General features: G+C 72.4%; 14 protein-coding genes and 1 pseudogene. 6 read left to right on the top strand and 9 right to left on the bottom strand.

The window, feature by feature from the left end; translation table 11 throughout:
• Both C1I97_RS21820 and C1I97_RS21815 read right to left on the bottom strand, forming a co-directional pair.
• Positions 1-531, bottom strand: a pseudogene (locus C1I97_RS21820) (serine/threonine-protein phosphatase); the annotation flags it as partial.
• 74 nt (positions 532-605) lie between these two features.
• Positions 606-1,805, bottom strand: coding sequence for a glycoside hydrolase family 64 protein (locus C1I97_RS21815; RefSeq protein WP_111004904.1), 1,200 nt, complete (start codon positions 1,803-1,805; stop codon positions 606-608).
• A 315-nt stretch (positions 1,806-2,120) separates the two neighbouring features.
• Between C1I97_RS21815 and C1I97_RS21810 the strand changes: the two genes are divergently transcribed.
• Positions 2,121-2,399, top strand: a complete 279-nt coding sequence (locus tag C1I97_RS21810) for a GlsB/YeaQ/YmgE family stress response membrane protein (RefSeq protein WP_111004903.1) — start codon at positions 2,121-2,123, stop codon at positions 2,397-2,399.
• Positions 2,400-2,498: 99 nt separating this feature from the next.
• On the opposite strand, the gene C1I97_RS21805 is transcribed toward C1I97_RS21810, so the two are convergent.
• Positions 2,499-2,729, bottom strand: a complete 231-nt coding sequence (locus C1I97_RS21805; RefSeq protein WP_111004902.1) for a hypothetical protein — start codon at positions 2,727-2,729, stop codon at positions 2,499-2,501.
• 230 nt (positions 2,730-2,959) lie between these two features.
• Between C1I97_RS21805 and C1I97_RS21800 the strand changes: the two genes are divergently transcribed.
• Positions 2,960-3,778: an SAM-dependent methyltransferase gene (locus tag C1I97_RS21800; RefSeq protein ID WP_111004901.1), complete on the top strand. Its 819-nt coding sequence runs from the start codon at positions 2,960-2,962 to the stop codon at positions 3,776-3,778.
• 10 nt (positions 3,779-3,788) lie between these two features.
• On the opposite strand, the gene C1I97_RS21795 is transcribed toward C1I97_RS21800, so the two are convergent.
• Complete coding sequence (locus tag C1I97_RS21795; RefSeq protein ID WP_111004900.1) at positions 3,789-4,712, bottom strand: helix-turn-helix domain-containing protein; 924 nt, start codon at positions 4,710-4,712, stop codon at positions 3,789-3,791.
• A gap of 98 nt (positions 4,713-4,810) precedes the next feature.
• A complete protein-coding gene (locus tag C1I97_RS21790) occupies positions 4,811-5,041 on the bottom strand; it encodes a DUF397 domain-containing protein (RefSeq protein ID WP_111004899.1) in 231 nt (76 codons plus the stop codon).
• A 187-nt stretch (positions 5,042-5,228) separates the two neighbouring features.
• On the opposite strand from C1I97_RS21790, the gene C1I97_RS21785 reads away from it, so the two are divergent.
• The 3 genes from C1I97_RS21785 to C1I97_RS21775 all read left to right on the top strand — a co-directional run bounded on the left by C1I97_RS21785 (position 5,229) and on the right by C1I97_RS21775 (position 6,733).
• Positions 5,229-5,774, top strand: a complete 546-nt coding sequence (locus tag C1I97_RS21785) for a hypothetical protein (protein WP_111004898.1) — start codon at positions 5,229-5,231, stop codon at positions 5,772-5,774.
• Between the two features lie 319 nt (positions 5,775-6,093).
• A complete protein-coding gene (locus C1I97_RS21780) occupies positions 6,094-6,384 on the top strand; it encodes a WhiB family transcriptional regulator (RefSeq protein WP_111004897.1) in 291 nt (96 codons plus the stop codon).
• A 91-nt stretch (positions 6,385-6,475) separates the two neighbouring features.
• A complete protein-coding gene (locus C1I97_RS21775) occupies positions 6,476-6,733 on the top strand; it encodes a DUF5133 domain-containing protein (RefSeq protein WP_111004896.1) in 258 nt (85 codons plus the stop codon).
• A gap of 75 nt (positions 6,734-6,808) precedes the next feature.
• On the opposite strand, the gene tgmB is transcribed toward C1I97_RS21775, so the two are convergent.
• The 3 genes from tgmB to C1I97_RS21760 form a co-directional block, all read right to left on the bottom strand.
• Complete coding sequence (tgmB, locus tag C1I97_RS21770) at positions 6,809-7,792, bottom strand: ATP-grasp ribosomal peptide maturase (protein WP_111004895.1); 984 nt, start codon at positions 7,790-7,792, stop codon at positions 6,809-6,811.
• A gap of 15 nt (positions 7,793-7,807) precedes the next feature.
• Positions 7,808-7,999 carry a putative ATP-grasp-modified RiPP gene (gene tgmA, locus C1I97_RS21765; protein ID WP_111004894.1) on the bottom strand — a complete coding sequence of 64 codons (192 nt, stop codon included), beginning with the start codon at positions 7,997-7,999 and terminating at the stop codon, positions 7,808-7,810.
• Positions 8,000-8,121: 122 nt separating this feature from the next.
• A complete protein-coding gene (locus tag C1I97_RS21760; RefSeq protein ID WP_111004893.1) occupies positions 8,122-8,463 on the bottom strand; it encodes a YkvA family protein in 342 nt (113 codons plus the stop codon).
• Positions 8,464-8,706: 243 nt separating this feature from the next.
• Here C1I97_RS21760 and C1I97_RS21755 point away from each other — a divergent pair, with 243 nt between their 5' ends.
• On the top strand, positions 8,707-9,738 hold the full coding sequence (locus C1I97_RS21755) for a hypothetical protein (RefSeq protein WP_258382677.1): 1,032 nt from the start codon (positions 8,707-8,709) through the stop codon (positions 9,736-9,738).
• Between the two features lie 39 nt (positions 9,739-9,777).
• Here C1I97_RS21755 and C1I97_RS21750 read toward each other — a convergent pair.
• On the bottom strand, positions 9,778-11,003 hold a 1,226-nt coding region (locus C1I97_RS21750; protein WP_111004892.1), incomplete at its 5' end, for a hypothetical protein.

Here is an 11,003-nt window from a genome sequence, read left to right as displayed (position 1 = left end):
CCGCACCCCCTGAGGCCCCCGGCGCACGTCGAAGAAGTCCCCGCCGACCAGCGTTCCGCGTTCCGCGGCCCGGTACAGACCCGCACACCGCACCGGACCGACCTGCTCGGGCAGCGGCGGGACGACCGCGCGCTGCGCGGCCTCGGCGACCGTGCGCTCCAGGTTCAGCTGGGCGTCACGGCGGCTGCGCACATAGGACAGGAACACGCTCAGCACGGCGACGAACGTGACCGTCTCCAGGTCGGTGTTTCCGGGCCGGTCCAGCTGGAAGGCCGGCACGCTCAGCAGGACCACCACGACGCAGCCCAGCAGCGCGGTCGCCACCGGCCCGTAGGACAGCACGGCCAGCGGCGGTATGGCGCCCAGCAGGAAGCCGATCTCGAGCGGGTTCGGGCTCAGCAGCGTGGCCAGGCACACGACGACGACCAGCACGACCGGCAGCGCGCGCACCCAGCCCGGCGGCGGGGCACCGCGCAGCCAGCCACGCCGGTGCGGATCCCGGCGCGGCACCGGGGCAGGCAGCTTCGGCACACCACCACGCTGCTACGCCGCACCCCGTCCCGCACGCCGGGACCCGCGGGCCCCGGCGTGTTCTCCGGGCCGGCCTAGAACGGAGAGAGGGTCAGCCGGATCCCGGTCGGGGCGGTGTCCTGGACGTACGAGGCGAAGTCCGCCACGTCGTCGAAGGCGAACCCGTAGGCCCGCCCGTCCTCCGTCGCCGCGTGCATGGCCTTGGCGTAGTGGTTGGTGATCGAGGTGCGGTAGAAGGAGGAGGCGTCGGTCACCGGCTGGGCGGCCGTGGCCAGCAGGGTCGAGCGGTTGAAACCGGCGCCGAGCACCGCGGCGACCGGACCCGTCGTGCCGTCGTTGGGCGCGGCGAGGGCACCGTCGCAGAACAGGACGTCCCGGGTGGAGGGCCTGTCGAAGCCGACGGAGGCCGGGCCGTCGAAGGTGAGCCGCCCGCCGCGTACCCGGCCGGTGAAGGTGCCCGCATTGGTGGTGACCGTGAGGTCCCTGCCCGTGTAGGTGCTCCACACCTCGTCGATGTACGGCGCGAGGTAGTCCTTGGCGAACAGTCCCGCGTCCAGACCGTGGCCGGGGGCGATGACACGGGTGTCGTCCACGACGAGCCCGGAGAACCCCTCGGTCTGCCGCAGCGCGGCGAACGCGGCGGCCCGCCCGCCGGCGCGCACGGTGCCCGTCGTCTGGTCCCGGGCGCCGGTCAGGCGGATGCTCAGCGGCACGCTGAACATGTCGACCATGGTCGTGTTGCAGAACATGCCGGCGGAGTTGTACGTGAACTCGGCGCAGTCGTGCAGGACGGGGTAGCTGGGGTCCGAGGACACCCAGCCCGCCGGGTACTGCAGGGCGGCGTTGCCGTTGCCGTCGGTGACGGCCCTGAACTTCAGCTTCCGGCCGAGGGCGACGTAGATCCGGCCGGACATCCGCGGCAGGGACAGCCGGGTCTCGCCGCTGCCCGCCAGGGGTATCGCGTAGTCGGTGAAACCGTCGGCGCCGTTGTCCGACAGGGCGATCGGCGCGAGCATCCCGTCGGGGGTGACGCGGACCTGCCGACCGTCCTGGTTGCCCACGATGTACACGTGGACGGAGGCGTTGCCGAAGGCTCCGCTGTTGTTGACGATCGTGAGCGGAAGCGCCTGCGCGGCGGACGTCCCGCTCTCCGGGGCCGTGCCCGCGAGGGCGTGGGGGGCGATCGCCGCGACGGCGGGCGCGGCCACCGCCGTGCCGCCGAGAGCGGCGAGGAACTTCCTGCGGCCGAGGGGGCGCCGGTGTCGAGAGGTCATGTGGGGGGTCTCCTTGGTGTCCTGCGTGTGTGGGGTGACGGCGAACCGGGAGAGAAGAGCGGGTACAGGTGATGAGAGCGCTCTCAGGCCGCCGCTGGGCCTTGATGGTACGCATCTCAACCACCCGCGCCAACCGGTCTGTCGGCCACTCACTTCCCCGTGACCTGCGGTTGTTTGACGTACGAATGAGCTTTGGCCAAGCCTTGATCCGGCCTTAAGGGTCGCTTAAGCATCCGAATGCGCATGCCAGGTTTGCCCGTGCCCGTTGTGTGCATCCGATAAGGGCACGTACTTCCGACGGATTGTGGAGGAGAAGTGGGCATCATCGCCTGGATTCTGATCGGTCTGCTGGCCGGCGCCATCGCCAAGCTGCTCCTCCCGGGCAAGGACCCGGGCGGCATCATCATCACCATGCTGATCGGCATCGTGGGCGGGCTCCTGGGCGGCTGGCTGGGGAAGGTCATATTCGGCGTCGAGTCGATCAATGGCTTCTTCCACCTGTCGACCTGGATCGCCGCGATCGTCGGCTCCCTGATCCTGCTCGTGCTGTACCGGCTCTTCACGGGCGACCGGGGCTCCCGCCGGCACGCCTGAGCCGTACCGGCCGTGCCCGGCGCCCACCCGGCCGGGCACCTGCGAACAGAGTGAGGGCCGGCCCGTACGGGCCGGCCCTCACTCTGTTCGCGAGCGGAGTCATGCGGCTCGGCGCGGTTCCCCGGCGGGGCCTTCGCCCGGTTCGGACGCGGGCCCGCCCGCGTCGGCCTCGGTGCCGCGCCGGCCGCCCGGGATCAGGCGCAGATGTCTGCGGTGCCCGGCATGGCGGCCCCGCACCGGAGCGGGAGCGAGCACCCGGTCCTCCACGCGGTCCATGACCAGCAGCAGCACGGACAGAAGCGGCAGCAACAGAACAGCGACAAGTATCACGATGTCCCCTCGGCGTCCCCTGGGCCGGCACAGGACTCCGGGTGCTCCGAACCACACCGTTGATGGGTGCGGCGCGGTGAAGAATTCGTGATGACCGGGGTGGATGCCGGGGTGCTCGTGAAGTGCCGTTCGCCAGTGGATCCGTTCGGGCCGACAACGGGCTCCCCACGCTGTACTCTCAGCCGAACCGGCCCGGTTGGCGCGGTGGAATCGGCGAGTCTGGGGGATCGATGCCTACGGAGAACCAGCTGTCCACGAACATCGACGAGAACGTGCCGACAGCCGCGCGGATGTACGACCACTACCTGGGCGGCAAGGACAACTACGCGGCCGACCGCGCGGCGTGCGAGGAACTCGACAAGGTCGTCCCCAGCACCCGCCGCCTCGCCCTCAACAACCGGCGCTTCCTGCAGCGCGCCGTCCGCGTGCTCGCCGAGGACCACGGGATCCGCCAGTTCCTCGACCACGGTTCCGGTCTGCCCACCCAGGACAACGTCCACCAGGTCGCGCAGCGCGTCGACCCCGAGACGCACGTGGTCTACGTGGACAACGACCCGATGGTGCTGGTCCACGGCCGGGCCCTGCTGCAGCAGGACGAGCGCACCACCGTCATCCACGCCGACATCCGGCGGACCGACGAGATCTTCTCGCACGCCGAGACCCGCCGCCTGATCGACTTCTCACAGCCGGTGGCCGTGCTGTTCAACTCGGTGTTCCACTGCATCCCGGACAGTGACACCGACGGCCCGCTCGCGGTGGTCCGCCGCGTCCGTGAACGGCTCGCGCCCGGCAGCCTCGTGCTCATGTGCCAGCTGGTCAGCGAGGATCCGGAAGTACGCGCCTTCGTCACCGACTTCATGGACCGGGCCACGCAGGGACACTGGGGCCGGGTGCGCCAGGAGAAGGACGTCGCCGAGTGGTTCGAAGGGCTCGAGATCCTCGAGCCGGGCCTGGTGGAGGTCTCCACCTGGCGGCCGGACACCGACGTGGCGCCCCGTCAGCTCTCCCATGAATGGGTGGAGTTCGGCGGCATAGGGCTGATCCGCTGAGCCGCCTCGCTCAGGGCGCGGGGGAGTAGCGGTCGTTGGCCGTCCTGCGCAGCAGCGCCAGGGACTCCTGGGGCGTCAGCGCCTCGTCGGCCAGCCTGTCCAGGGCGATCCGGTACTCCTCCGTCTCGTCGCGGTCCTCCAGGAAGTTGGCGCTCCTGATGTGCTCGAGATAGACGACGTCGGGCAGGTCGAGCCCGCCGAAGCGGAGATAGGTGATCGGGATGCCGGGCGCGGACGCGTTCGTCACGTCCAGCGGAATGATCTGCAGGGTCACGTTGGGGCGCCGTGCCATCCGGATCAGGTGGTCGAGCTGCTCGCGCATGACCTCACGGCTGCCCAGCACGCGCAGCAGCACCGACTCGTCGATGACCGCCCACAGCTGTGGAGCGTCCTGACGCAGCAGCAACTCGGCCCTCCGCATGCGCAGTTCCACGCGCCGCCGCACCTCGCTCGCCGGGGCGGTCGGCAAGCCGCGCTCCACCACGGCCCGGGTGTACGCCGCGGTCTGCAGCAGACCGGGGACGTACTGGATCTCGAAGGTGCGGATCGCGGCGGCCGCCTCCTGCAGGCCGACCAGCCGGTCGAACCACTCGGGCATCAGCCGCTTGTCGTAGCGCTGCCACCACCCGGGCTCACCCGCCCGCCGCAGCAGCCTGAGCAGGACCGAGGACGCGTAGTCGTCGGTGCCGTACAGCCGCAGCAGGGAGCGGACGTCGCCCTCCGCCGGCGGGCGGCGTCCCTTGCCCGACTCGATGCGCGAGAGCTTCGCGGCACTGAACCCGAGTTCCCGTGCGGCCTGTTCCTGGGACAGGCCGGCGTCCTCGCGGAAGCCCGCCAGCTGGACACCGACCAGCATCTTCAGCAGGGTCGGGGCCGGCTCGGGCCGGTCAAGATAGAGTTCGAGGCGGGAGAGGCGGTGCGGCTCGGCGGACATCCTGACTCCCAGTGGGCCGGCAGACTTGAGAGTTACACTATCGCACCGCCCCGTCGCACCGTGCGTACGTCCGCACAGGCCGGCAACCTCCTTCCGCCTCACAGCAGATGGTCGAACTCGCCCTCCTTGGCTCCGGCCAGGAACGCGGCCATCTCCGCCGGGGTGTAGACCAGGGCGGGACCGTCGGGATCACGGGAGTTGCGCACCGCGACGCCGCCGCCGGCCAGAGCGGCGACCTCCACGCAGTTGCCCTCGGCGTTGCTGTGCCGGCTCTTGATCCAGCGGGCGTCCAACGAACTCGCCCGCGCTCCGTTCCGCACTGGTGGCACCGCAGTCTCCCTGCTGTTCACGTTCTCGCGCCCGCGCACTTTCGCGAGAAATTTCGCGTGCAATTGCACGCCGACGCCTTCAGCGTGGATAATAGCCAGGGCGTCAACCCCTCGGTGAACGCCCCGCGCTGACGTTGCATCAGAAAGATGCGCCCCCCATACGACCGCCGCTGAAAGGTCCGTCGCCATGCGCACCGCACCGACGCAGCAGCCGAGCACCCGGCGAACCGACCGCGCGACGCCGTCGACCGGCGTGGCCGCCACCGCGCCCCTGTCGGACCTGGAGCGGGTGCCCTGGAGCGAGATCAGGGACTCCACCGGCTCCGCGGCCGCCATCCCCCTGTTGCTGGCCAGCGTGGCCTGCGGCGATGCCGGCACCGCCCGCGCCGCCCTGGAGGAGCTGCGCAAACGCGTCTGCCAGTACGGCTTCGTCGTGGAGCAGGCGACCGCCGCCACGGTCCCGTTCCTGTGGGAGCTCGCCCAGCTCCCGCGGGTGACCTGCCGTCCGCAGATCATCCAGCTGCTCAAGAACATCGCCGACGCCCGGCAGTGGGAGAGCGTCGCCGCGGTCTACCCCAAGGTCCTCAACCACCGGGAGAACCCCGTGGTGTGGGAGCGCAGGGCGCGACAGGCCGTGCGCGCCCGGAGCGGCGCGCTGCCGACGCTGCTGGCGGACCGGGACCAGGACATCGCCCGGGCCACGACGGAGCTCGCCGACGCGCTCGCCGGGTGAGCGGCGGCCCGGGACCTCCGAGCCGCCCCGGCCGCTCCGAGGCCACTCGGGGACCGCTCGGATTCGGCCACCAGCACGAATATTTTTCCGCCGAACCCCCTTCGCGACCGCAGGTCGTCCGGTCCTCGAGGTCCACGGCGTCGCGTTCTCCTGCACACGTCACCCGTACGGCGGACAGGGTCTTGGCCGCGAGACCGAAATGCACCTATATTGCCGATACCTCTGCCGGGTCGTGCGGCGCCCTGTTGCCGCAAACGGGAGCTGCCCGGACAAGGGTGGCCGAGTGTGAGCGGAGGCCTCGGTGAGTCTTACCCCGCAGATGGACTGGCGCGAGCACGGAGCGTGCCGCTTCGAGGATCCCGAGCTGTTCTTCCCGCTCGGGGAGAGCGGCCTGTCACTGCGGCAGATAGAACAGGCCCGTGCGGTGTGCCACCGGTGTCCCGTGCTGCGCGAGTGCCGGAACTGGGCCCTGCGCAACCGTGAGTACGACGGTGTCTGGGGCGGCATGACCGCGAGGGAGCGCCGCGCGGTGACGGGGCGTGGCTCCGAGGACCGCGGCCGGCAGGGCCCCTGGGGGCGACCGGTGGCCGGGGCACCGGAAAACGACTGAATCCGGTCAAAGGTGTTCCCCCGGGGCAGCCGGCGTGCATGGCACGGCGTGCCTGGGGCATGAGCAGCAAAAATCGAGAGAGGGGCGCTCCGTGCTGATTCCGGACCCGAAGGCCGTCAGGACGTTGCTGACTCGGTACGCATCGCTGAAGATCGCTCAGGCGGAGAGGGAGCGGGCCGAGACGGCCCGGGAGCTGGCGGACGTCAGCTACACCTTGTGCGTCATGATGGGGACCACCAGCATCGACGACGCGATCGGCAAGGCGGACGCACTGCTGCTCGCCCCCGGCCGGCCGGCAGAGGTCACCACGGAGGCGGACGGCGAGGGAGGCCTGCCCCTGGCCGTCTGACCTCCGCGCGCAGGGGCGGACGGGCGGGGACTCCGGGCTTTCGCCGGGCCTTTTGGTGGCACGGCGTGCCTGTGGTCAAGGGGTCACCGTGCTCCTGTCGCCGGCCTGCTCGCAGTCCCGCGGGGTGGGGCGGGTCAGCCACTTTGCGATGGTGCGGGCGATCGGCTGACCGGTCTCCACCTCGATGAATCCGAACTGCCCGGACTGGTTGCACTCCAGGAACCACCACGTCCCGTCCGCGTCCTCGGCGAAGTCGAAGGCGCCGTAGGCCAGCTCGGCCTCCCGCAGGTAGGTGCGCACGGCCGAGGCCACACGCGGCGGCACCTCGGCCGGCAGCCACGGCGTGCCGGACGTGGCGAACCGGACGTCCACCTCGTCGGGGTCGGCGTCCGCCGGGGTCGCCTTGCGGGCGGCCAGCAGCGTGTCGCCGACGACGGTCAGCCGGATGTCGGCGCGCTTGGCGACCCTGCGCTGCAGCAGCGTGGGCCCGTAGGCCACCGCGCCGAAGTCGGCCTCCGGCGCGACCCGGCTGGTCGGCACCGCCCTCGGCGGCTCCTGGGGATGCGCGCCGGAGACCGGCTTGACCACCAGGTCCGGGAAGCGCTCGGCGAACTCCCGGGCGGCCTGCGGGAACGTGGTGATCAGGGTGGCCGGCACGGGCAGGCCGCTGCGCTGGGCGAGCCGCAGCTGCCAGGGCTTGTGCCGGGCGCGCCGCGCCGCGTCGGGATGGTTCATCCACCGGGCGGCGCAGCCGCGCAGCATCCCGTAGAGGGCCTGCGCGGCCTCCTCGGTCAGCCAGGGGGAGGGCTGCGCCGCCCGGGCCGCCGGAGCCCCCGGTCTGCGCACCCAGACCGAGCGCAGGCCGCTGACGCTCACCAGCCGCCCGCCGGCGGACAGATGGCCGCGGAAGGAGCCGTGGACGTACTCGCCCGACAGGGCGACGCCCGCAGTCAGATCAGCCGGGTCCAGCCGGACCACCGGGACGGAGGAGGCGTTCAGGTGCACCACCACCATGTCCGCCGTCACGTCCTCCTCGCCGGTCAGGATCAGTACGGTCATCGTCGCGGGCCGTGTTCAGTCGTCGAAGTGCGTCTTGGAGCCCGCGGTGGAGGTCGTGGTGCCCAGTTCCCTGAGAAGCGCGTGGTCGGATGCGGCGATCCGTCCGTCCATGGTGACGTTCAACTGCAGCCCGGAGTCGTAGACGTACGGCGTGGTCGCTTCCCGTCCCACTGCCGGACGTGCGTAGTTGAGCGCGAACGGTTGCATCGTCTCTCCCCTGTCGGTGCAGCCGCGATCAAGCGGTGGTCGTCCTCGCGGCGTCGCTTGGCCCGCTGACTTTTTTTCGGGTTCCCGACCACTTATACGAATCGAACGGGTGAATGGTTTCCTTACGGAGCGTAGTCATGGGCGTCCGCGCGTCCGCGACGTCCGAAACGTCCCGGTCGGCGTGCCGGGAGGGACAGCCGTTCACCGCCGGCGGCGTGCAGCGAGCGCAGCGCCAGGAGCAGGACACCGATGTCGTCCAGGTACACCGGGTCGGGCAGCAGGTCCGTCGGCAGGATCAGATACGCGACGGCGCCCCAGAAGACCCAGCGCGGCCCCGTCGGAAGCCCGGCGCGGCGCAGGTCGCGCCGGGTGCGCACCAGCCGCACGAGCAGGGCGACGGCCACGCCGAGCACGGCGGCCGCGAGCACGGCGGCCACGAGCAGCACCTTCTCGGTGGAGTCCACGGTTCCCGCCCCTTCCCGGCCTACCGCTCGTCGGCAGCCGCTCCTGTCGGATGCCCGGTCGCCGCGCTCCCGTAACCGCCGGCGGGGTCACCCGAGTGCCGCGCACCGGTAACCGCCGGGCGAAGTCACCCGAGTGCCGCGCACCGGTGGTGCACGGACAGCGCCCCCTCTGTAATGGCCAGGGTAAATGGCGTGTCGCCTTCGGGGGCGCGGAGGCGGCCACCCCCCTGCCATGGAGCACAGATGACCACCCGCACCTCACCATCCCAGTCGAACCAGTCCGTCATCGCCTTCCCCGAGGAGATCCACTGGTCAGGGCCGCCCGGAGGCACGGTGGAAAGCGGAGAGGGCGACAGCGCGGACGGTGATCCGCTCAGTGGCCTGGTCCGGGCCGCCGTCGACGACCGGCCCCTGGAGGAGGTCGTCCGGCTCGTCGCCCTTCTGGAGGGTGTGCCCGAGCACGCCGATGCCGTCCGCCACGCCCTGCGCGCGGTCGCCCTGCACCGGCCCGTGGAGGATGTCGCCCGACTGGTCGCCGAGCTGACCCGGCCACCGCGTCCGGCCGACAGTGCCGACGACACCATCCGCGCCGCGGTCACGAGCCGCTGTGCGGCGGACGTCACCCGGCTGGTGGCCCTGCTGCACCGGCCGCCGCAGCAGCCGCACTGCGCGCGGGAAGCCGTCCGCGCGGCCACGGCCGGCCGCACGGTGGAGGACCTCGTGCAGCTGATCGGCCGACTGGCCCGGGAGCGGCACGAGGAGCCGTACGACGAGCCGTGCGGCGCGCAGGCCGCGGAGGAGGGGCAGCCGGCCACCGAGGGGCCGGGCCGGAGAACGGGACGCCCCGTCTTCTGGCCCGGCTGGATCGCCGCGGCGGCGCTCGTGGTGTGCGGCGCCGCGCACTTCCCGATGCGGTGGGAGGGCGCGCCCCTCCCGCTCTGCGTCCTCGCCCTAGCCATGTCGGGGCTGTGCGGGGCACTGGCCCTCGTGCTGGCCCTGCGCCCCGGCGTGGTGGCCCTGGTGGCCGGGGCGGTGCTCCCCGCGGTGCTCGCGGGAGCCGGCTACGTCGAGGGCCGGTTCGCCTCCGCCGAGCTGGCCCGGGCACTGGCGATCACCGTGGCGCCGCCGCGGAGCGCCGGGCTCACCGCGGTGTGCGCCTCCCTGGCCTGTCTGGCCGCGCTGACGCTGCTGCTGATGGTCCAGGTGGCCGAGAGACACCCCCCGCCCCGGCCGACCGCACTGGGCTCACAGGCCACCGACTCGCCGGTGCCGTGAGCACCCTGGTCCACGCCGGGCAGCGCACCCCGGCCGGGCTCAGTCCCCGGTCCGGGGCGGCGTGAGCCCGGAAGAGCCGGAAGAGCCGGAAGAGCCGGAAGAGGAGGACTCGGCGGCCTCCCCGGAGCCGTCGCCGGCCGGGGAGGCCGCTCCCTTCCGGGAGGCCCCGTCCGGGCCGGCGCCGGAGCGCAGCGACAGGGCCGTGTCCTTCAGGCGCCCGAAGCCGCGCGCCAGCTGCTGGAAGGGGGACCCCGCGGACGTACGTCCCTGCCGCCTCGCGGGCAGCGCGCCCTCGGCCTCCGCCTCCCGGTACACGGTGAGCGCCTCGTGGGCCCGCTCGGCGGCCTCCCGGTACAGGTCCCGGGACTTCGTCATCGCCTCCAGGGCCTCGGCGTACATGGCGGCGAGCTCACGCGCGCGGGCGAGCTCCTCCTCCAGGGTCATCAGGTGCCACTCCTCGCGCAGCGCGGTCAGCGCCTCGTCGGCGCCGGCCGGCAGGGGCCGGGGCAGCGCGGCGAACCGCGTGATCGCGTCGAGGAGTTCCGTGGGCTCCGTGCCGTCCAGGAAGACGCTGCGCACGGAGAACTCGTCCGCGTCGTAACCGGGCGCCGCCGGGCTGCCGGGCAGGACGACGGCGCCGCCGCGGGGCACCCGGGCGCCGAAGTCGTCCAGCACCCAGTTGACGGCCCGGAACCGGTGCGGCGCGGCACGGTGTTCCACGATCCGGTGCCGCAGCCCCTCCGGCAGCAGCCGCACCAGCGGCAGCCGGCCGTGCTCGTCCGGCGTCATGGCCTCGTGCACGACGACGTGGACGGCCCAGGCGTCCCGCACCGCGTGCTTCAGGACGCGCCTGAGCTCCTTGTCGTCCTCGGGGAGGGAGTTGACGTCCCCGAGCCGCAGCCCCGTGACGGCTTCGCGGTCCCAGCCGGCGCCGGGCCCCCGCGGCCAGAACATGGCCGCGGGGGAGGGCCACCGCGGATCCCAGGGCTGCTCCGCCTCCGCCACCAGCACCCACTCCCGCGCCTGTCCGGACCCGGAGCCGTGCGGGGGCGACAGGGCGAGCCGGGCCCGTACGGTCACCTCGCCGGGCGCGAGCCAGCGGGCCTCGAAGACCCGCTCGCGGCCGGGGCCGGCGTCCTCCGGTACGAGGTGGTCCTGGAGGACACCGTCGGCCTTGAGCCGCTTCAGGTGACGCCGTACGACGTCCTCCGCGGCCGGCCCTTCGTGACGGCCGCGGGCCGGCCACACCGTGGGCGGGGCCGCGG

The sequence above is a fragment of the Streptomyces sp. NTH33 genome (assembly GCF_003236365.1).
Taxonomy (GTDB): Bacteria; Actinomycetota; Actinomycetes; order Streptomycetales; family Streptomycetaceae; genus Streptomyces.
The sequence above is the reverse complement of the archived record's forward strand: the minus strand, read 5'-3'. Positions and strand labels throughout refer to the sequence as shown.